Source organism: Prevotella sp. E13-27, assembly GCF_023217965.1.
Taxonomy (GTDB): domain Bacteria; phylum Bacteroidota; class Bacteroidia; order Bacteroidales; family Bacteroidaceae; genus Prevotella.
In genome coordinates this window covers 1282918-1305771 of record NZ_JALPSC010000002.1, presented here as the reverse complement: position 1 = coordinate 1305771, position 22854 = coordinate 1282918, and the positions used below count along the sequence as shown (strand labels likewise).

The window sequence follows — 22854 nt, the reverse complement described above, 5'->3', positions numbered from 1 at the left end:
TGCAAAAAAACGTTGTTTTTAAGAACAATATATGAAAGTTTTTCATATCTTTGCCCGCAGAGTAGAACCTGCATTGGCTATAAAGCCAAACCTCTATTATCAGGCGCAGTGATTTTCTCATCCTGCATTACGAAAAGGTCTTGAATCACTTTTTATTGGTGGAACCATCCCTCGGTTCCACCTATTTTTTTTGATATTATCCTTGGTTTTTTGATTTTATTGTTAGTTTTCTTGATAATTTATTTTGGAGTTCAAAATTATTTTATAATTTTGCCCCTGAATTTTTGTAATAATAACTCCACTTCGTCTATTCTTCTTTCTCGGTCTTTAGAGGCTTGGGTTAGGGAGTGGCGATACTAAATATATTATCCTGAAATGAAACGATTTCTTATCATCATATTTTTCCTTTTCCTTACAACATTCGTAAGCGTTCTTCTGTCTTCTGGATACGGCAGTGTTGATGCACAGCAGATAATATCATTATCTGGAGCGTGGGATTTCTTTAAGGGCGACTGTGAGTCAGGCAAAGAGCCCGCAGAGTATAATGACTACGTCATGCTTCCTGGTTCAATGCTTACCAATGGTAAGGGCGATCCTGTTAGCGTGAACACCAAGTGGACAGGCTCTCTCTATGATTCCTCGTACTATTTCAACCCCTACATGGAGAAATATCGCAAGGAGGGCGAGATGAAGTTCCCCTTCTTCCTCACTCCCCAGTATCACTACGTGGGTGCGGCTTGGTATCATAAGCGTGTTTACATTCCGAAAATGCTGAAAGACCAGCGTATAAAGCTGTTTCTGGAGCGTCCTCACATTGAGACAAAAGTGTTTGTCAATGGTCGCGAGGTTGGCTCTTGCATGAGTCTTTCTACCCCTCATCTCTACGATATCACGAAGTATATTAAGTTTGGCTCCAAGAACGATATCAGTATCCGTGTGTATAACGGCATTGAGAACGTTTGTGTGGGTCAGGACTCGCATTCTGTTACTGATCAGACTCAGGGTAACTGGAACGGCATAACAGGTCGCATAGAACTGCAGGCTCACTGGCGCGATTTGAACATCAAAAGCGTCAGAATACGTCCTAATTTGCACGATAAGAAAGTCCGTGTCGATGTAGATCTTGAGAACCATACTGATGGCGTGCGTTTCTTCCCTATGCAGACCTATGACGTTATTGCTACGATTAAGGCCGTAGGCAGTGGTAAGACTAAGGAGCTGAAGACCGTTATGGCAAGAGAGGCTTCGAGAAACAAGGAGAGTTTTGAGTTTGACCTTAGTCGCATGCTGAAGCTGTGGGACGAGTTCTCACCAAACCTTTATCAGCTCACCATTGAGGCAGGCGACGATGTCTATGAGACGATGTTCGGCATGCGTGAGATCTCCATAGATGGGCGTCAACTGCTCATCAATGGGCGTCCACTCTTCCTTCGTGGCACTGTCGAGAACTGCTGTTTCCCCCTTACAGGCTTTCCTCCCACTGACGAGGCCGAGTGGCTGCGCATCTTCCTGAAGTGCAAGGAGTATGGTCTCAACCATGTGCGTTTCCATAGCTATTGCCCTCCTGAGGCCGCTTTCGCTGCTGCCGACAGGGTAGGCATCTATCTGCAGCCCGAGGGTCCATCGTGGCCTAATCATGGCGTGAAGCTCAGTCGTGGCATGGCCATCGACAAATATCTTCTTGACGAGTCGAAGCGCATCATCGATACCTATGGCCATCACCCATCGTTCATCATGATGGCAGCTGGCAACGAGCCTGCTGGCGACTGGGTGAGATACTGCGACAAGTGGGTGGCTGAGATGAAGAAATATGACCCCACGAAGATCTATGCAGGCGCTTCCGTTGGTGGCGGATGGGCATGGGACGGAGGTTCAGAGTATCATGTAAAGGGTGGTGCTCGCGGACTTGACGAGTGGAACAGGCGTGCTCCGTCGTCTGATGACGATTATTATAGTGGCATTCAGTTTCCTCGTAACTACAAGTCTCAGGAGCCAAACAACACCCCTGTTATCACCCATGAGAAAGGCCAGTGGTGCGCCTTCCCCGACTTTAAGGAGATAAGCCAGTATACAGGCGTTTACAAGGCCCATAATTTCGAGATCTTCCGCGACCTGTTACGCGACAACGGAATGGCTCAGCAGGCTGATAAGTTCCTCATGTCAAGCGGAAAGCTTCAGACCCTTTGCTACAAGTATGAGATTGAGCGCAATCTGCGCACACAGGACTATGCCGGCTTCCAGCTCTTGGGACTCAACGACTATAGTGGTCAGGGCACGGCTTTGACAGGCGTTCTCAACGTCTTCTGGCGTGAGAAGGGCTATGTGTCGGCTAAGGACTGGCGTGAGTTCTGTGGCGTCATCGTTCCTCTGGCCCGTTTCCCCAAGTTCGTCTATACCAACGACGAGAAGCTCACTGTTCCTGTAGAGATGTATAATGCTTTCAGCGCTAACATCGATGGTGTCAACGTTACCTACAGCATAAGCGACGACAGCCTGTATCTCCTGAAGAACGGCCTGCTTTATTCTGGCACTCTGCCTGTGGGTAAGAATCTCCCCATGGGAACTGTTGACTATGACCTCAGCGCCATAACACGTCCCATGAAGCTCACCCTTGCAGTTCATGTCTCTGGACGCATGCAGAACCACTGGGAGTTCTGGGTCTATCCTAAGAGTGGCGATGTGGCTATGGACAAGGGCAACATCTATATTTCCGACACCCTCGATGCCAAGGCTGAGAAAACCCTTCGCAAGGGTGGCACTGTGCTCCTCACGGCTGCTGGCAGAGTGACTCTGGGCAGCGATGTCAAGCAGACCTATCTGCCAGTCTTCTGGAACACGTCGTGGTTTAAGATGCGTCCGCCTCACACCACTGGCGCCTATATCGACAATCAGCATCCTCTGTTCAAGCATGGATTCCCCACTGACGACTGGTCGAACCTCAACTGGTGGGAGCTTCTCAACAAGGCTCAGGTAATGAACCTCATGGAGCTGCCTCACGACTATCAGTCGCCCATACAGCCCATCGACACCTGGCATGTGTCTCGCAAGCTGGGCATGCTCATCGAGGCAAGGGTAGGGAAGGGCCGTCTCCTCATGACCACTATGGACATAAGCAGCAATCTCGATCAGCGCCCTGTGGCACGCCAGATGCGTCATGCCATCCTTAGCTACATGCAGAGCAGCGACTTCCAACCATCATTGGTGCTCGCGCCTGAAACCATTCATCATTTCTTCTCGCTTCAGGCACCTGCTGTCAACATGTTCACCAAAGACTCTCCTGACGAGTTGAAGCCTAAGATTAAGTAGAGGTGAGAGGTTAGAGGTGAGAGGTGAGAAGTTAGAGGTAAGAGGTAAGAGGTGAGAGGATAGTTTGATTAAAGCATAAAAATAAGAGGTGAGCGATAGAGCTAATCTCTCACCTCTCACCTCTTACTTCTCACCTCTAGACCTTATTCCATATCGCTTGCGTCTGTCGACTTCTTTGATGTAGAAGTCTTACGAACGCCTGAGCGCTTGCGAGTCTTCTTCTCTTCGCCTGCTACAGCTGGCTTGTCAACCTTTACACCAGCCAGTTCTGGATCGATGAGGATACGTCCGCAATATTCGCATACGATAATCTTCTTATGCATCTTGATGTCGAGCTGACGCTGAGGTGGAATCTGGTTGAAGCAGCCGCCACATGCATCACGCTGCACGTAAACTACGCCCAGACCATTGCGAGCGTTCTTGCGGATGCGCTTGAAAGCGGTGAGCAGACGTGGCTCAATCTTTACCTCCAGCTCCTTGGCTTTCTCCTTCAGCGCCTCCTCCTCTGTGCGAGTCTCTTCCATAATCTCGTCCAGCTCGTTGCGCTTAACATCGAGGTCTGCCTGCTTCTCGTTCAGCAGCTCCTGTGCGCTCTTGAGGTCTTCGCTGCGCTCTGCTATATGTCTCTGAGCCTCGTTTATCTTCTTGTTACAGAGCTCAATCTCCAGCTCTTGGAACTCAATCTCCTTGCTCAGCATGTCATACTCACGATTGTTCTTCACATCGTTCAGCTGCTGCTTGTAACGGCTCACGCTGTTCTGAGCATCCTCAATCTCGCCTTTCTTCTGCGTGATGGCGCGCTCAAACTCGTTAACCTCGTTCTGTATGCGCTCAATACGTGTTGTCAGACCTTCGATTTCTGCGTCAAGGTCTTCTACTTCGAGAGGCAGCTCACCGCGGAGAGCCTTCTTCTCGTCGATAGCCGAAAGGGCTGTCTGAAGCTGGAACAGGGTCTTCAGCTTCTCCTCTACTGAGAGGTCTGTGGGATCTTTCTTTGCCATAATTCAAAAAATGTTTTTTTATTATCGTTTTTATTATCGTTTTTATTTTCGTTTCCTCGTTTCCTCGTTTCCTCGTTTCCTCGTTTAAACGTTTATTCGTTTAATCGTATTGTCTCTTTAGAGATAGATTATCGGATTCGTGTTTGTCTCCGCTATCTCCGTTCTCACTTCAGGGCACGCCCTGTTTATTATGTCTTGGAACAGCTCTGTAGTGAAATGTTCGCTTTCATAGTGGCCTATCACACATATCTGCAGCTGCTGCTCATGTCCGAAATACACGTGGTAGTGCATCTCGCCCGTTATGAAAGCGTCGGCACCAGCAGCTATTGCCTCGTCAAGGAAGCAGTCGCCAGCCCCTCCGCATATAGCCACCTTCTTTATAGGCCTTCTGAGCAGCTCGTTGCACATGGCGCTCTCCGCCTCCATCTGTCGCTTCACGCTGATCACGAAGTCGTCGGCAGCCATTGCCTCCGTCAGCTCGCCCATTACCCATGAGCCAGCTTCCGATGCCGTGTTGTCGCCCTTGCCGCAGTCGGTGCCAAACCTGATGTTCTGCAGTCCCAAGAGCTCTGCTATCTTGTAGTTTACGCCACCCTTGGCATTGTCCATGTTTGTGTGCATCGAGACTATTGCTATGCCTTTCTGTATGGCTTTCCACACGGCGCGCTCCACATCGGTCTGGTTGCTTATCTGCTTCAGTCCGCGGAACAACAACGGATGGTGACTGACCACCAGGTTACATCCCTTCTGTTCAGCCTCGTCGACCACTTTTTCAGTCACGTCAAGACACAATAATGCCCCTGAAACCTCCGCCTCTGTCAATCCAATCTGCAGGCCAGCATTATCCCAGCTCTCCTGTAGCGGCAGGGGCGCGAACTGTTCAAGGGCGCTCAAAACATCCTTAATTTTCACGCTGTTATGTCGTTTTTTCGGACTGCAAAGTTACTCATTTCTTCTCAACCACGAGTCGTTGCCCTTCAATTATTAATTGTTTTTAACCATTCTTTGTCTCTCGTCAAGCTCATTCTTTCATTTTTTTTCATTACTTTTGCAGCCGAAAAACAACGAAGGTCCCGTAGCTTAGCTGAATAGAGCGTCAGATTCCGGTTCTGAAGGTCCAGGGTTTGAATCCCTGCGGGATCACATATTCACCTTCTTAGTTTCTCCATTGGCCTGCTTGATGATGAGCAGGCCTTTTCTTTGGGGTTTAGCCGGACGACCGTCAAGGGTATAGATGCCTTTTATCTGTTGACTAGTGGCTTTCTGCGTGTTGATAGACGCGCTGATGACCTCATTTTTTGAAAGATGCAATTAATTTGAATTGTTTTTACAAAAATCATCGTACCTTTGCAATATCCTAAAACGAAGGAGATAATTTATTGTTTTTTCCAATATGATGAAAACTAAAACCGCAAAGAAGCCTAAAAAATCCAAGAAGTCTGTATCTTCACGGTTACAAACGCCAATGGATGAAGAATGCAAAGTAAAGAAATACTCCATCTACCAGGGAATTGCCTATGTCATGTTGTCGGGCATATTGTTGGGTATAGTGTGGGGCGTTATAAGGTGGTACTGGCTGAAAGCCGACTTGTTGCCTATGGCAAGCAGTGATGTGCCAAATCTTATCATTCCAATTTTGTTTAGCGTTATCCACCTATACATCAGTAGGAACTGGATTCGCAGCATACGTGAAGGCGTTGAGTCTTACTGTTGGATAGGGTTGTTTTTTTTCTCACTTTTCTTTTTTGGCAACATCTCTTCCTTTGTTCAAAAGAGGGCATCATCGTATGCTATCATATCGACTATCAACGACAACACGTTGGATTTTTTTGGAAAAAAAGATTATATTCAAATTCAACACTTCGTAAATTCGGAACTGGAATGTTCTCGTCATAACTATGGTGTTGACTTCTATACAACTGATAGGAGGTATGGAAAAGATATTAATATAGTCTATTCTGAAGTGTATCATCTGGCCCGTAAACCCAATGTGGTTATATGTTATAAGCATGAGTCAGTTCATGACTATACCTATGCTTCCAAGGAAAAAGTCAATCAATGGGCTCGTGGGTTGGTGAAGAAGTCGCGTTGCAGTTTTTTCAACGAAGACAAGGATAATATGGTGTTCAAGCGTCTGCACCATAGTGATAACACAGAATATTATAGGAAAGTTGTCCGGAATTATTTAAATGTAGAGGTTTTGGACGAAAAAGACTTGGTGTTTTATGAAATGACAGGCGAGAAACAATTTGACATAGGCCGCAAAAATATCTTGATATTCCAGTTCATGCTTCTCTTTGAAGCTCTTATGCTGCTATTGTTGTTCACCCTTTTCTTTGTCAGAGATGAGTTTGAGGAATCGTACATCATGTCGCTTGCAATAAAAGACGGATTATCTCATGGCTTTAAATACATCTTGAAGCCAGATTATCTGCTACTCGTCATTCCTCCGTTATTGTGCATCGTCATCTATATCTCCCTGTTCTTTGTCGGTTTTAGGGGTGATAGCAATAACATGGAGCTGCTTGTCAGATGGGGCGCACTGAAGACAGACTTGGTGCTCTATGGCCATGAGTGGTGGCGACTGTTGACCTATGGATTCCTGCATGGTGGTCTGATGCATGTGATTGGAAACCTTTTCTGTTATGTGCTGTGTGTCGTTTCCCTATCCGCGAATTACAGAGGGCGCGCCATCTTCGGCATTTTCATTCTTTCGGTTATTGTCTCTGGAATCAGCATCCTTTCGTTTAGCAGGGGAGTCACCATAGGTGCATCGGGCGGTGTGTTCGGACTGCTCGCCTTCTGGTTGGTCATGAGTCTGAAAACCAGTTTCAATGCAGCGAAGGCTCCGTTGATTTTTCTTGGCCTTAACCTTGTTACGAGTCTGGGCAATGGTGTCAGTATGAGTGGCCATATGGGTGGTGCCGTCGCAGGTGTAGTTATAGCGCTGGTGGCTGGCGAATGGCTGAAAAACAAGTGATCTCTGCACTCCGAGGCTTGTTGCTATCGCGGTGAGTATTGCCGCGAGCGTTCTTCCTGATTGCTTGCGGTGTTTTTTCTAAACGCCGCGTGCGTTCTTTCTAAACGCTCGTTGTGTGTCTTTGTGATGCATCCTAAACACAGTACAAAGGTACTAAATTTGAGGTGCCACGCAAGGATTCTTTTCATTTATCTCAAATTTATTTCAAATGTTAAAATTGGGATGTTGCCTGCTGTATTAGAGTAAAAAGTAAACCTATTCAGGAAAGTAGTCAAACTTTTCCAGACGAGCGAGTCAACTTTTTCAGTATGGGTGACATTCAGCGCAGTGCAAAGTGTACCATTGTACCATTGTACCATTTCGAAAATCGATTGTACCATGAAAGAGAGAAATATACTTATATTATATATTATAATATATAATATAAAATAATTACTTACAATTTTACACTAGTTGCTAAACTAAATGAAAAACGAAAAATGCAAATGGTACAATGGTACATTGGTACATTACGCAAAATTTGCATTAGAAATATTTGGTAGAGCTGGATTTTATGTTTATCTTTGCATCTTGATTACGACATACATTTTTCCCATAAGGGATAATAGTTGTTTTATCAAAATAGGTCAATCCTCTCGGTTCGCGAGAATAGCGAGGTTTTTTAAACGAGGAAAGTGATATGGGGCTAGCCCCATGACACTCTCGATAAGAAATTAGTCATAGAAGAAATTAAGGTAAATGTTTAGCCCGCTGGACTGTGAAGTTCGGCGGGTTGTTTATATACAGAATGTGTCAGCTACTAATGTGTCAGCTACCATGTTCCTGCCCCTTGAAAAAAGAACTTCTTTGATATTTTTTCGATAAAATGAATATATTGTCGAAAAAAATTGTTATCTTTGCAATCAAGTAAACTTAAAACGTTATTAACTACGCAAGCAAGTAAACAAGATATATGGCAAAGAAAGAAAATACAACCTCAATAGGATTTGAGGATGCGATATGGAGGGCTGCGGATAAGCTTAGAGGAAATCTCAACGCCTCTGAATACGAGGGCGTGGTGCTTGGACTTATCTTCCTCAAATATATCAGCGATAAGTTCGAGGTAAAGTTTGCAGAGCTATCCCAAGATGAATATGCTGATGTGGAAGATAAAGACGAATACGAGGCTGATGGTGTATTCTTTGTTCCTCAGGAAGCACGCTGGAATGTAATCTCCTTAGCAGCTCACACCCCACAGATAGGCAAAGTAATCGACGATGCCCTGCAAGCCATTGAGCGCGAGAATAACAAACTGAAGGGCGTATTGCCCAGCAATTATGCTCGCCCAGAACTGGACAAACGACGCTTGGGCGATGTGGTAGATCTCTTTACCAATATCCACATGTTGGCATCAGGCGACGAAAAGGACCTGCTGGGACGCGTCTATGAATACTGTCTGCAGAAGTTTGCCTCGATGGAAGGTAAGAATGCAGGCGAATTCTACACTCCCAGCTGTATTGTCCGTACCATTGTAGAGGTGTTGCAGCCATACGAAGGTCGTGTTTATGACCCCTGCTGTGGTAGTGGTGGCATGTTTGTGCAGAGCGCCAAGTTTATCGAGAATCATCAGAAAGACCTGCGCCACATCAGCATCTATGGTCAGGAGGCCAACCCCTCTACCTGGAAGATGGCCCATATGAATGTAGCCATTCGTGGGTTGGAGGCCAATCTGGGTCAATCATACGCAGACACCTTCTTCAATGATCAGCATCCCACCTTGAAAGCAGACTTTATCATGGCTAATCCTCCTTTCAATCTCAGCGATTGGGGAGCAGATAAGTTGGCTAACGACAAGCGCTGGCAATATGGCATACCACCAGCAGGTAATGCCAACTTTGCTTGGATGCAGCACATGATTCACCATCTTTCACCCACAGGCCGTATTGGTTTGGTATTGGCCAATGGTGCTTTGAGCAGTCAGACTGGAGGTGAAGGCACCATCCGTCAGAAGATAGTAGAAGCAGACCTTGTAGAAGGTATCATTGCCCTGCCCAGCCAGCTTTTCTATAGCACAGGTATTCCTGTATCGCTGTGGTTCCTCTCTCGCAACAAGCAACAAGCAGGTAAGGTGCTCTTCATTGATGCAAGGAATATGGGTACGATGGTGACTCGTGCCGTTCGTGAATTGATGGAGCCCGATATCCGTAAGATTGCAGACACCTTCGAAAGTTTCCGCAATGGCACCCTTGAAGATGAAGCAGGCTTTTGCGCTGTGAAAACCCTACAGGACATCAAGGCTCAGGACTTCATCCTCACTCCAGGTCGCTATGTGGGTATCGCAGAGCAGGAAGACGATGGTGAACCATTTGCAGAAAAGATGCAGCGCCTGACCTCAGAGCTTAGTGGTCTCTTTGCAGAAAGCCATCGCTTGGAGGACGAGATTAAGAAGCAGTTAGGAAGTATTGGGTTTGCTCTTAAAGAATAGCTGTTCCCTCATAAAATTGGCAAGAAGGCCTAATTATTCCCTCATAAAATTGGCAGAAAGGCACAAACATTCCCTCATAAAATTGGCAAAATATTTGGAAATTCGTCCAGAAAAGTGTAATTTTGCAGCGATAATTCGTTCAGAAAAGTGTAAATAGGTATGAAGAGAAAACTATATAATGCGCTGATAGAGTGGAAAAAAGATCCAGACCGCAAGCCTTTGGTGCTTGAGGGGGCTCGTCAGGTGGGTAAGACTTGGCTGCTAAAAGAGTTTGGGCAGAATGAATACCAGAATCTTGTTTATGTGAATTTCCATGATGATCCTGAAGCTCAGGAGATATTCCGAGTTGATCTTAAGGTGGATCGCATCATGTATTTACTGGAATCTATAACGAACCAAAAGATTACAGCAGGCAAGACACTGATATTCATGGACGAGATACAGGAGGCTTATAGAGGTCTTGATAGTTTAAAGTATTTCTGTGAAAATGCACGTGAGCAGCATGTTGTTGTAGCAGGTTCGCTGCTTGGAACCACTCATCGTAAAGGTGAGTCTTATCCTGTTGGCAAGGTTAATCTTCTCACACTTTATCCCATGACATTCGAGGAGTTTCTATGGGCAAAGGGCGAAGAAAAAATTGCTGAGATGTTGGCACGTGCAGATTGGGAGATGTTGCAGATATTGGATTCCAAGGTTCAGGAACTACTCCGCCAATACTATTATGTAGGCGGAATGCCTGAGGCTGTGTTGCAATATACCACAAAGGGTGATGTAAATAAGGTACGCCGGATACACGAGGAAATCCTGCGAACATACGATAACGACTTTGCCAAGCACGCTGGTGATGAAACAGAACGCATTCGCATGGTATGGGAAAGTATTCCCAATCAACTTGCTAAAGAAAACAAGAAATTCATCTATGGTGCTGTGAAGGAGGGCGGAAGGGCTCGCGATTTTGAAATCGCAATAGAGTGGCTTGTCAGGGCAGGTCTTGTGTATAAGATCCGTAGATGTAAGAATCCTGAGATGCCATTGAAGTTCTATGAAGATTTCGATGCATTCAAACTATATCTTTTGGATGTTGGACTATTAGGAGCTATGTCTAAGGCCAGCCCGAGACTCATGCTCATTAACAATGGTGTATTTACAGAATTCAAAGGTGCTTTCACAGAAAATTACGTATTGGAACAATTGAAATCTATGGACGGTTTGGATGCCTATTATTTCAGCAAGGATAATTCTACGCAGGAAGTTGATTTCTTGGTTCAGACAGCCGAGCGCGTAATCCCCATTGAGGTTAAGGCAGAGGAGAACGTGAAGAGTAAGTCGCTGAAGCAGTTTGTTACGGTAGATCATGCAGAAAAGAATCTGAAGGGTCTGCGTTGTTCCATGAAACCCTACATTGATCAGGACTGGATGGAGAATATACCACTTTATGGGGTTCTGGGATACATCAACAAACAAATAGAGAGTGAAAAGTAAATTCTCATTTATGGAAGAGTGGAAAGAATATAAGTTAGCAGACGTCTGTTCCCGCTTACGAAGTGGGAAAGGAATAAAATCTGATTCCGTTTTGGATGCAGGGCCATATCCTGTTATTGGTGGGAATGGTATACGAGGTTATGCTAATGAGTCTAACTTTAAGGGCGAATGTGCCGTTATAGGTCGTCAAGGCGCATATTGCGGCAATGTTCGTTTCTATGAAGGAGAAGCCTATATGACAGAACATGCAGTAGTCGTTGTGGGTAACGAATTGGCCGATACACGTTTTCTTGCTTGTTTACTTTCATTGATGCATCTGGGTAATTTGTCAGCTCAATCTGCTCAACCTGGCATATCAGTTCAAACATTATCTAAGCAAATCGTTAGCCTCCCATCAATAGACTATCAAAAACGTGTATCTGCCGTAATAAAATCCCTTGATGAAAAAATCGAGGTAAATAGGCGAATAAATGATAATTTAGAGCAGCAGGCTCAGGCATTGTTTAAGTCGTGGTTTGTGGACTTCGAGCCCTTCAAGGATGGTGAGTTTGTGGAGAGTGAATTGGGAATGATTCCGAAGGGATGGAGAGTGGGAACCCTCTTTGATGTAGCAGAAATACTGGATAAATTTAGAAAGCCTTTATCTGGCAAGGATAGAGAATCTATGGAAAAAATCTATCCGTACTATGGTGCAACATCATGTATGGATTATGTCGACAATTATATATTTGATGGAATATACACCTTAATAGGAGAAGACGGAAGCGTGGCAAAAGAGAATGGTTTACCTTATATGCAATATGTGTGGGGGAAATTATGGGTTAATAATCATGCTCATATTTTACAAGGTAAGAATGGCTTTAGTACAGAAATGGTTCATGTTATGTTGTCAATGACCAATATACAACATCTTGTAACTGGCGCTGTTCAAGCAAAGTTAAGCCAAGCAAATATGGAGAAGATACTTTTACCCATACCTCCAAGTGAAGTCTTAGAAAATATAAGGCCAAACATTGACAAACAGTATGAGATAAAGAGAAATAATGAAGATGAATCCCGTCGCCTCGCGACCCTCCGTGACACCCTCCTTCCGAAGTTAATGTCTGGGGAGCTGATAGTTAATGAAGTAGAAATATAAAACTATGAGCATCGAACAGTTCACAGAAGACAGCTACGAGCAGACCTTGATATCCTTATTCAAGGAGTTGGGCTATCAGTACGAATGCGGATATAACGTAGAGCGTGACTATCGCCTGCCTTATCATGCAGATGATTTAAGGGCTGGCTTGCAGCGCTTGAATCCTTCGTGTAGTGACTATGTGATAGAGGAAGCCTATCGCCTAGTGACGAACATCAACGAAGGAACGCTGGAGCAGCGTAACGAGCAGCTGATGGACTATCTGCAGAGTGGCGTGGAGGTGAAATACAGCGAGGATGGACGTAGTAAGACGGCGCTGGTTCGTTTGATAGATTTTGAGAATCCACAGAAGAACAACTTCGTGGTGAGGAACCAATGGCGCGTAGTGGAATATGAGTCTATTCGCTGTGATATTGTGGTATTCATCAATGGCCTGCCATTAGTAGTGATAGAGTTGAAATCGCCTTCTCGTGAAGAAACGGACGAAGAGGATGCCTACACACAAATTAAGCAGTATCAACAGAAATGCCCTTCGCTGTTTGTCTATAATGCCTTCAATGTGACAAGCGATATGTTCATCTCGCAAGCTGGTACCATTACTGCTAAGAGAAATAGATACATGGAATGGAAGAGCGTGGATGGCAAAAGCGAGACAACGGAGTTTGCCGACTACGAAACATTCTTCAACGGCATCTTCCAGAAAGAACGACTCATTGATATCCTGCAGAACTTCGAATGCTTTGACCATAAGGATGGACGAATGGCTAAAATCATGGCTGCCTATCACCAGTACTTTGCTGTGAACAAAGCCCTCAGGCATACCCATACAGCAATGGGTGGCGATGGAAAGATTGGTGTGTTCTGGCATACACAAGGCTCTGGAAAGAGTCTTTCAATGGTATTCTATGTTCACAGGCTGATTCAAGAATTCCCTCAATGTACCATTGTCGTAGTAACTGATCGTAACGACTTAGACCAGCAATTGTATGAGCAGTTTGCAGGATGTCAGAAGTTCCTGAGGCAGGAACCCCAGCGTGTGGGTTTTGAAATCAGCGAAAAAGGAAAGGTGACAAAGACTGCTGGACGCGAAGATTTGGTAAAGAAACTAAAGGATTTGCAAACAGGAGGTATCATCTTCACCACTATTCAGAAGTTTGAGGAAGGTACAGGATTGTTGTCAGAACGAGAGAACATCATCGTTATAACAGACGAGGCGCATCGCTCTCAATATGGTGAGGAGCATTGGGATGTGAAAGCTGAAAAGATGAAGAAAGGCTTTGCCCTGCTGATGCATGAAGCCTTGCCCCATGCCTCGTTTATTGGATTTACAGGTACTCCCATCTCTGAACGCGACAGAGATACCAAAGAGGTGTTTGGCGACTATATTGATGTTTATGACATGACGCAGGCTGTGGCTGATGGAGCCACACGTCCAGTCTATTACGAGAGTCGTGTTATCAATCTGAACCTGAACGAAGAAGCACTCAGGAAACTGGATGAAGAGTTTGACAGACTCGCTGAGGAAGGTGCTACAGAGGAACAAATATCCAAGGTTCGCCACGATAATAGTGGACTCAAGGAAATACTGTGCCATCAGAGCACTATTGAAAGTCTGTGTGACGACATCCTGAAACACTATGAGGAGAACAGACAGCATGAATTGACTGGCAAAGCTATGATAGTAGCCTATAACAAAGAGGCTGCTGTCAAGATATATAAAAGAATTCTGGAGTTAAGACCAGAATGGACTGAGAAAGTGCATGTGGTGGCGAGTGCTGCCAATACGGATAATCCGGAATGGCACGACATTATCAATGCCAGAAACAACAAGGAATATGCCAAGTTGTTTAAGGATGATGATAGCCCCATGAAGATTGCTATTGTCGTGGATATGTGGCTAACAGGCTTTGACGTGCCATCGCTGGCTACGATGTATGTCTATAAGCCAATGAAGGGTCATAACCTGATGCAAGCCATTGCTCGCGTAAATCGTGTGTTCCCTGATAAGGAAGGTGGTTTGATAGTCGATTATGTAGGCATTGCCCAGGCGCTGAGACAGGCAATGAACGACTATACCAGTAGAGACAAAAAGCAGTTTGGTGATCCTGATATTCAGAAGACGGCCAAGGTGAAGTTCCAAGAGAAGTTGGAGATTTGTCGTGACCTCCTTTATGGTTTCGATTATACAGGGTTCTATGACGGTAGTGACCCTGAAAGAGCACGAATCATTAAGGGTGGTTTGAACTTCTTGCTGGCTCCAGATAAAGCAGATAAGCAGAAAGATTACATCAAGGAAAGTCAGCTACTGCATAATGCTTTAACGCTTTGTCGCTCGCTTATCACTCCAAGGGAGAAACAAGAGGAGACGCTGATGAATGCCGTAAGGGTGCTGCTGCAACGCTTCACGCAGAATCATGGTCCAGTGACGAAGCAAGAAATCAATGAACGAATAGCCACGTTGATAGAACAGAGCATTCAAAGCACTGGAGTTATTAACCTCTTTGAAACCAAACGTGAATTCTCGTTGTTTGATGAAGGATTCATTGAGGAGCTACGCAAGATGAAGGAAAAGAACCTGGCTGTGCAGTTACTGGAGAAGCTTCTGAAAGAGCATATACGCAAATATGAGCGTACAAATCTCGTGCAGAGTCAGAAGTTCAGCGACCTGATGAATCAAGCCCTCTCTAACTATCTGAAAGGCATGCTGACTAACGAAGAGGTCATTGAAGAGCTCTTGAAAATGGCAGAAGAGATTAAGAAGACAGAAGAGGAAGGCAACAAATTAGGATTGAACATAGAAGAAAAGGCATTCTATGATGCGCTTACTTCACCAGAAGGTATTCGCGATGCCTATAGTAATGATGAATTTATAGCCCTCACTAAGGAACTGACAGAACAGCTACGGCAGAATCGTACAATAGACTGGAACAAGAAAGAGTCTGCCAGAGCAAAAATGCGCGTGTTGGTGAAGCGATTGCTAAAGAAATACAAGTATCCGCCAGAAGGACAGGAGCAGGCATTAGCGACCGTCATGGCACAATGCAACAAATGGGCTGATGACGAAGACAACTTGGTGGTTCAACCACAGAAGACTCTTTCTAAGCGCAAGGCTATTGAGATGAAGCTTATTCCAGATGGTTCTGTGCTGGAAAATATAGAGCCTGATACTGATGAGCATAGGTTGATTCATAATATGATGGCACTGGAAGAGGGTACCACCATTATGAACATCGTAGTAGAATGTCAGAAGGAGTTCCAAGAGAAGTATTTCAGCATGCAGACGAAGGATTGGTATCATCTCGTCAGAGACTATGTAAGGAAAGTTACTGAACGCCCAGAACTGCAAGAAACTGAAGTGTTCAGATATGTGATGGCAGGGTGAATAATCATTTCAATATTTCAAAAGACAGCAGGTGAGCGTCTCGCCTAACGTAGGATGGAAGAGGGGAGATGGAAGAGGTTACTGACACATGCGTACTTAATAGAGGCACTGATACTTCATTATTAATATTGACCTTCAAGATTGCTCAGCGCATAAAGTGGGATGATATCTACATGTCGCTTCTCTAACTCATCTTCCGGATCATAGTGGTCAAATTGGCCGAAGTTCTCAAGTGAGGTTCTGATTGCTTCATGCAGCTTGCGCTTTCTCATGAATATCCAAAGACTCTGCATGCTACCCTGCGTGTTGGCTTTCACTTCCACGGGCAGTACAATCCCATTTCTTACTCTAAGATAGTCCACTTCTGCGTTGCTCCACTTGGCTGTATTCTGCCAATAGTGCATTTCTGGCTTCAGAAAACAGTCGCGATACTTTTTCATTTCCAAACCGGCAAACATTTCCGATGCTCCACCCTTGTTCACCAAATCCACATCCGATGCCGTCAGAATGTCGGCTGCAGGGATGTCAAGCATCGTCAGCATCACACCTAAGTCGAAGAACAGGTATTTCACATAGCTGTTGCTCTCCTCTGCACCAAGAGGAACACCTGTGCCATCTGTATGTTTTACAGGAGTTATCAATCCCGCAAGCGTCAGTAGGTGTAGTGCCTCTCTTACAACCGAAGAGTGCACATCCCTTGAGGCTTCAGCATATACAAATTTATTGCCCACCTGAAGAGCCACCGAACGCAGTACCTGGCGGAGCAGTACAGGAGAAACGCGTTTTTTATATTTGTTGAAGTCATCCTCGTAGGTCTGTAGGATATCCGTGTGAACATGCGACACCTCGATGTAACTGTGTGTCTCTATCCACTCTGTCACAGCAGCGGGCATACCACCTACCAGATAAAAAGTACGTATCTGGTCTGTCAGATCCTTATGTGCCTTTATGGGTAGTGGGGCCTCGCTTGTGGCTCTCTTCTTGTAATCTACGGTTAGCTCCATGCCTTGAGCTATTAGGAATTCATCGAAAGAGAATGGGTACATATAGAGCGAACGTATTCTGCCCACACCAAAAGATGGTAGCTCTTCTAGTGCAAACTCAAGTAGAGACCCTGCTGCGATGACATGCAACTCAGGGTAGTCTTCCTTGAAATATCTCAGCGACATGATGGCCTCTTTCGATATTTGGATTTCGTCGATAAACAGGAGCGTCTCGTCTGGCACGATGGGAATGCCCAATGTGCCGCTCAGCTTTTCACAAGTCTTTTTGACGTCAATGTCCTCTGGAAACATCTGAATCAAGTCGGGCTGTTTCTCCAAATTGATCTCCACAAAGTATCGGAACTGTTTGCTGAGTTCCCTTACAGCAGTTGACTTACCCACCTGTCGTGCTCCGCGAATTAGGAGCGGTTTGCGGCGTGGAGCTTCTTTCCACCTGAGCAACTGTTCGTCTATAAGTCTCTTGTAATATGCCATATTCTTCTCAATTTTTCGACAAAGATACGAAATAATCCAAAAGTAGGGGCAAAAATACGAAAAAATTATCCAAAATACAGCCCAAAACTAAAAGTAGGGGCAAAAATTATTACTTTTTTACCAAAAGTAGGGGCAACAAGCACTATGGACGCTAAAGACAGCAGGGACTGGTGAGCGTCTCGCCTAACGTAGGATGGAAGAGGGGAGCTTTTTCTGGTTTAAACTATATGAAAGTTGATGGCAAATAATGAATTTTTTAAATTGATACGCATATAATATTAGAAAAATTTGTATTTTTGCAGCATATTACTAATAATCTAGTGGTTTGTTGCATTATGAAAACAATTTATTACCATTTTCGACAGCTATTTTGCTACATAATTCTTTCGTTAGTTTCATTGTCGGCATATAGCCAGAGTGAGATTAGTTTTACGAACAAGGTAGAGTTTACAAAAAATGGAAACATAAATGTCGTGAGATTACTCACTCTGATTCCTGCACCTGTAACAAACGAGTATCAGGAGATTAGTATGTTGGCATCAAACTGTGGTACATTTGTTGATGCCAATGCGACTAATAAGGTTTTATTGTATGATGGCTCTTTTGAAGACAACAGAATAAGTGTCTATGAGTCATTCAAATATAAGACAAAGACGGTACGTATAGATTTCAATGACAAATCAAACAAGAACATATGTACTGATGTTGATCCCAATGAATATCTTTATAGTGATGGCTCCTGGATTGATATTGACAACAATACCATCAAGCAAATTGGTGATCAATTGTGGAATCAGTCCACAAGCATCCTGGACTATGCCAAACGATGCTATAAATATGTGGCTGAAAACTTTAGTTATATAAATGGTAGCTGGCGTACACTTGAACAAATTCTTCAGACAGGGGGCGGCGAATGTGGAGACTTTACTACGCTGTTTGTTAATCTGATGAGATACAAGGGCATTCCAGCACGACATAACATGGGCGTATGGGTGAATGGCGGATACCATGTTTGGCCTGACTTTTACCATGAGGATTATGGTTGGGTACCTTTAGATCCTACATTCAAAAACGCCAATCCTAATGGGGATTATTTTGGCAGATATGACGGCAATCTGATAATTCTAAGTCAAGGACTGACAACATTCATAGGAAATGATATTAGTATGCAGAATATACCCCTGCAAACATACTATTATTGGTATTGGTACAAGGGTGGTTCTGGAAACGTTAGCGGTGTGCACATAACGAGCAAGGATTATCAAGTCAATGCTATTGAAAAAGTGGTGGCAAATGAAAAGAGAACGGCATCAATCTATAATCTAATGGGAATAAAGCAAAATGGCCTACGTCGTGGTATTAATATCATAAATGGCAAGAAAGTCTTTTTGAAATAACTGATATAGTTCTCATTTAATCACGACCTTTTTGCCGTTTGTTGACGTTGCAAAGATACATCTTTTATTTGAAAGGCAATACAAAACGAAAGGGTTTGTAAAAAATAAACATATAATAGTAATAAAAGTTTTTAGAGAAATATTTGGAGGGCTCGATTCTTTTGATTAACTTTGCAAGCGCTAAACGAAAACAGGAGCATAGCTCAGTTGGTTCAGAGCGCTTCAGTCACATTGAAGAGGTCTTGGGTTCGAGCCCCAATGTTCCTACAAAGATGGTCACTCAATCTTGAAAGAGGTTGAGTGACTTTTTTGAATCTTGGTCTCTTGCAGAGACCTCACATATTTCGTGAGCAAAAACACCGATTGTTTCACAATCTAAAAAACATCAAAAAGTGTTGTTTCTGTTTTTTTCTTTACTTTCCTTTTGTATTTCGCTCGACTTTTCGTAACTTTGCGACACCTTATAAAACAAATCTATAGAATTATGAATATCATTGAGAGATTCCTGAATTATACGAAGTTCGACACACAGTCGGCAGAAGAGAGTGAGACAGTGCCAAGCACCAAGAAACAGCTGGTGTTTGCTGAATATCTGAAGAAAGAGATGGAGGCAGAGGGACTGTCTGACGTGGAGATGGATGACAAAGGCTATCTGTATGGCACTCTGCCTGCAAACCTGGAGGGAACAGGGCTTGACGAGAGCCAGGTGCCCACAATAGGTTTTATTTCGCACTACGACACAAGCCCCGACTGCTCTGGTGCAAATATTAAGCCGAGGATAGTGGAGAACTATGACGGAAAAGACATTGTGCTGTCAGAGGGAATGGTGCTCGGACCAAAGAAGTTTCCTGAGCTACTGTCACACGTGGGCGAGGACCTGATAGTGACTGACGGACATACTCTGCTGGGCGCTGACGACAAGGCGGGCATAGCTGAGATTATGCAGGCCATGTGCTATCTGCGCGACCATAAGGAGATAAGACACGGAAAGGTGCGCGTGGCGTTTAACCCCGATGAGGAGATAGGCATGGGCGCTCATCACTTCGACGTGAAGAAGTTCGGCTGTCAGTGGGGCTACACCATGGACGGCGGTGATGTGGGTGAGCTGGAGTATGAGAACTTCAACGCTGCATCGGCAAAGATCACCATAAAGGGTGTGAGCGTACACCCAGGATATGCCAAAGGAAAAATGGTCAACGCTAACCGACTGGCAGTGGAGTTTGCGGCAATGCTGCCTGCCAACGAGACTCCTGAGACGACAGAGGGCTACGAGGGATTCTATCATCTCATTGGCATGCAGACAAATACGGAGCTGGGCAAGCTGAGCTACATAATACGCGACCATGACCGCGAGAAGTTCGAGGCACGAAAGGCTTATATAAAAAGATGTGCCGACGAGATGAATGCTAAGTATGGCGAGGGAACGGTGAGCTGTGAGGTGAACGACCAGTACTATAACATGAAGGAGATGGTGGACCCACAGCGTCATGTGATAGACCTCGTGATGAAGGCTATGAAGGAGGCAGGCGTGGAGCCAAAGGTGAAGCCTATACGTGGAGGCACAGACGGCGCACAGCTGTCGTTCAAGGGACTGCCTTGTCCTAACATCTTCGCAGGTGGACTGAACTTCCACGGACCTTACGAGTTTGTGCCCATACAGTCTATGGAAAAGGCCATGAATGTCATCGTGAAGACTGTAGAGATTTTGACTACAGACTTTAGAGACTATAGACTTTAGACTATAGACTTTAGACTTCTAATCCTACCTCTCAATTCTCAATTCTCAACTCTCAATTCTCAATTATAGAAGATGTCAGAACTTCCAGCACTTATACAAGATTTAGCACTCATACTGATGGTTGCAGGGGTGGTGACTATCATTTTCAAAAAACTGAAACAGCCACTCGTGCTGGGATATATCATGGCTGGATTCCTCGTGTCGCCACACATGCCATATACGACTAGTGTTGTTGACATGTCGAACATCAAGCTGTGGGCAGACATTGGAGTGATGTTCCTGCTGTTCTCACTGGGACTGGACTTCTCGTTCAAGAAAATCCTGAAGATGGGAGCATCGCCGATAATATCGACGATAAGCATAATCTTCTGCATGACGATACTGGGAGTGTGCGTGGGCTTCGCCTTCGGATGGCCTAAGATGGACTGCATATTCTTAGGTGGTATGCTCGCCATGTCATCGACAACCATTATATATAAGGCATTTGGAGACCTGGGACTAAGACAGCAGCAGTTTGCAGGACTGGTGATGTCGGTGCTCATATTGGAGGATATACTCGCCATAGTGATGATGGTTATGCTGAGCGCCATAGCAAGCGGCTCGAACCCTGACGGAGGACAGATGATAGGCAGCATAGTAAAAATAGGATTCTTCCTCATACTGTGGCTCGTGGTGGGCATCTTCGCCGTGCCACTGTTCCTGCGCTCTGTGCGCAAGCTCATCAATGCTGAGGTGCTGCTTATAGTGTCGCTGGGACTGTGCTGCGCCATGGCGGTATTCTCAACGAAGGTGGGATTCTCGTCGGCATTCGGAGCATTTATCATGGGAAGCATACTGGCAGAGACAGTGGAGGCAGAGAATATTGAGAAGGTCGTGGAGCCAGTGAAGAACCTCTTTGGAGCCATATTCTTCGTGTCAGTGGGCATGCTTGTAGATCCAAAGATACTCGTTGACTATGCCATTCCCATCTTCGTGCTCGTGATGACGATTATCATAGGACAGAGCGTATTCGGCTCGTTCTCGTTCATGCTTGGCGGAGAGTCGCTGAAGTCGGCCATGCGCTGCGGATTTTCAATGGCTCAGATAGGTGAGTTCTCGTTTATCATAGCCTCGCTGGGACTGGGACTGGGAGTGATAAGCGATTTCCTCTATCCTGTGGTGGTGGCGGTGAGTGTCATCACGACGTTCCTCACACCTTACATGATTCGCTTCGCACTGCCCGTTTATAACGCCATTGAACCTCGACTGCCGTCACGATTGATAAGCCTGTTGAATCGTCTGTCGATGAGCCATCCTGATTCTACGGAGCACAACAAGTGGAAGTCGCTGCTCACTCAGATGGGCGTCAACGTGGTGGTGTACAGCATACTGTCATCGGCTGTCATAACGCTGATGTTCATGTTCTTCCATCCTTTCATGGCAAAGATGCTGCCACAGTCGTGGTATGCCAGCGCCGTGACGGCTCTTGTCAGCGTGACGCTCATTGCACCGTTCCTGCGCGCTATGGTGGTGAAGAAGAATCGCTCTGAGGAGTGGAAGGCACTATGGGCAGAGAGCAATCGTAACCATATGCCACTCATCTTCACGTTTGTGGTGAGGGTGGTCATTGCGGCAAGCTTCGTGTTCTACATACTTCATCACATGTTTGACTTCGGATTTGTCATCATGTTCTTCGCTGGTGTGGGCATAGTGTTCCTCATGGTGTTCTCGAGAAGCATAAAACATAACAGCATAATGCTGGAGCGCCTGTTCATAAACAATCTGCGTTCGCGCGACATTGAGGCGCAGGTGCACGGAAAGAAGCGTCCGCTATATGAGGGACGTCTGCTCGACCGTGATATACATATTGCTGATTTCGAGGTGCCTGGAAACTCACAATGGATGGGACAGACGCTGAGACAGCTGAATCTCGGACAGAAATATGGCGTACATGTGAGCAGCATCTTGCGTGGAGGATTCCGCCTGAACATTCCTGATGGTGACTTCATCATCTTCCCTCATGACCGATTGCAGGTCATTGGAAGCGACGATCAGCTGGCAAAGTTCAGTGCAGCCATAGAGGGCGAGACACTGGGCGAGGATGCTGAGCTGGAGAAGCGCGAGATGAAGCTGCGCCAGATAATAATTGGCGGTGACAGTCCGTTTATTGGTCAGACGCTTAAAGACAGCGACATACGCCGCAAATACAGCATCATGGTTGTAGGACTGGAAGAGGGCGAAGAGAACCTGTCGCCATTCCGTCCAGATCGTAAGTTCCAAGAGGGCGACATTGTCTGGGTGGTAGGCGAGCAAGAGAGTCTCGATGCACTCATCGGAGAAAAATAAAAAATCGGCAAGTGATTAACTTGCCGATTTTTTATGTGATTCCGTCGGGATTCGAACCCGAGACCCACAGCTTAGAAGGCTGTTGCTCTATCCAGCTGAGCTACGGAACCAGCTTTTTTCTGAAAGCGGGTGCAAAGGTAGTTATTTTTATTAAAACCACCAA

12 protein-coding genes, 3 tRNA genes and 1 pseudogene are annotated in these 22854 nt (G+C 45.2%); 11 read left to right on the top strand and 5 right to left on the bottom strand.

What is annotated here, in order from left to right; all coding sequences use genetic code 11:
- The first annotated feature begins 375 nt into the window (after positions 1 to 375).
- Positions 376 to 3306, top strand: coding sequence for a sugar-binding domain-containing protein (locus M1L52_RS14450; protein ID WP_248615730.1), 2931 nt, complete (start codon positions 376 to 378; stop codon positions 3304 to 3306).
- A 143-nt stretch (positions 3307 to 3449) separates the two neighbouring features.
- On the opposite strand, the gene M1L52_RS14445 is transcribed toward M1L52_RS14450, so the two are convergent.
- Both M1L52_RS14445 and M1L52_RS14440 read right to left on the bottom strand, forming a co-directional pair.
- Entirely contained in the window at positions 3450 to 4307 is an 858-nt protein-coding gene (locus M1L52_RS14445) for a zinc ribbon domain-containing protein (RefSeq protein WP_248615729.1), read from the bottom strand.
- A 117-nt stretch (positions 4308 to 4424) separates the two neighbouring features.
- The gene (locus M1L52_RS14440) at positions 4425 to 5219 is read right to left on the bottom strand and encodes a Nif3-like dinuclear metal center hexameric protein (protein ID WP_248615728.1); all 795 of its coding nucleotides are present in this window, start codon (positions 5217 to 5219) and stop codon (positions 4425 to 4427) included.
- Between the two features lie 157 nt (positions 5220 to 5376).
- On the opposite strand from M1L52_RS14440, the gene M1L52_RS14435 reads away from it, so the two are divergent.
- Positions 5377 to 5450 (top strand) — tRNA-Arg (locus M1L52_RS14435).
- On the opposite strand, the gene M1L52_RS14430 is transcribed toward M1L52_RS14435, so the two are convergent.
- On the bottom strand, positions 5448 to 5618 hold the full coding sequence (locus tag M1L52_RS14430) for a hypothetical protein (RefSeq protein ID WP_248615727.1): 171 nt from the start codon (positions 5616 to 5618) through the stop codon (positions 5448 to 5450). The two genes, M1L52_RS14435 and M1L52_RS14430, sit on opposite strands and share 3 nt — an antisense overlap.
- Before the next feature lie 154 nt (positions 5619 to 5772).
- Here M1L52_RS14430 and M1L52_RS14425 point away from each other — a divergent pair, with 154 nt between their 5' ends.
- The 5 genes and pseudogenes from M1L52_RS14425 to M1L52_RS14405 all read left to right on the top strand — a co-directional run.
- A complete protein-coding gene (locus M1L52_RS14425; protein WP_248615726.1) occupies positions 5773 to 7287 on the top strand; it encodes a rhomboid family intramembrane serine protease in 1515 nt (504 codons plus the stop codon).
- Between the two features lie 952 nt (positions 7288 to 8239).
- Complete coding sequence (locus tag M1L52_RS14420; protein ID WP_248615725.1) at positions 8240 to 9751, top strand: type I restriction-modification system subunit M; 1512 nt, start codon at positions 8240 to 8242, stop codon at positions 9749 to 9751.
- A gap of 159 nt (positions 9752 to 9910) precedes the next feature.
- Complete coding sequence (locus M1L52_RS14415) at positions 9911 to 11233, top strand: ATP-binding protein (protein ID WP_248615724.1); 1323 nt, start codon at positions 9911 to 9913, stop codon at positions 11231 to 11233.
- A gap of 10 nt (positions 11234 to 11243) precedes the next feature.
- Positions 11244 to 12371 carry a restriction endonuclease subunit S gene (locus M1L52_RS14410; RefSeq protein ID WP_248615723.1) on the top strand — a complete coding sequence of 376 codons (1128 nt, stop codon included), beginning with the start codon at positions 11244 to 11246 and terminating at the stop codon, positions 12369 to 12371.
- A gap of 4 nt (positions 12372 to 12375) precedes the next feature.
- Positions 12376 to 15435: pseudogene (locus tag M1L52_RS14405) on the top strand (type I restriction endonuclease subunit R); the annotation flags it as partial.
- A 440-nt stretch (positions 15436 to 15875) separates the two neighbouring features.
- Here the strand turns inward: M1L52_RS14405 and M1L52_RS14400 are convergent.
- The gene (locus tag M1L52_RS14400; protein WP_248615721.1) at positions 15876 to 17231 is read right to left on the bottom strand and encodes an ATP-binding protein; all 1356 of its coding nucleotides are present in this window, start codon (positions 17229 to 17231) and stop codon (positions 15876 to 15878) included.
- Between the two features lie 473 nt (positions 17232 to 17704).
- Here M1L52_RS14400 and M1L52_RS14395 point away from each other — a divergent pair, with 473 nt between their 5' ends.
- From M1L52_RS14395 to M1L52_RS14380, 4 genes are all read left to right on the top strand, one after another.
- On the top strand, positions 17705 to 18628 hold the full coding sequence (locus tag M1L52_RS14395; RefSeq protein ID WP_248615720.1) for a transglutaminase-like domain-containing protein: 924 nt from the start codon (positions 17705 to 17707) through the stop codon (positions 18626 to 18628).
- 192 nt (positions 18629 to 18820) lie between these two features.
- Positions 18821 to 18895, top strand: a tRNA-Val gene (locus tag M1L52_RS14390).
- Between the two features lie 217 nt (positions 18896 to 19112).
- Positions 19113 to 20366 (top strand): peptidase T, encoded by a 1254-nt coding sequence (gene pepT, locus M1L52_RS14385; RefSeq protein WP_248615719.1) that lies wholly within the window; start codon positions 19113 to 19115, stop codon positions 20364 to 20366.
- 72 nt (positions 20367 to 20438) lie between these two features.
- Positions 20439 to 22691, top strand: a complete 2253-nt coding sequence (locus M1L52_RS14380; protein WP_248615718.1) for a cation:proton antiporter — start codon at positions 20439 to 20441, stop codon at positions 22689 to 22691.
- A gap of 36 nt (positions 22692 to 22727) precedes the next feature.
- On the opposite strand, the gene M1L52_RS14375 is transcribed toward M1L52_RS14380, so the two are convergent.
- Positions 22728 to 22801, bottom strand: a tRNA-Arg gene (locus M1L52_RS14375).
- Positions 22802 to 22854: the final 53 nt, after the last annotated feature.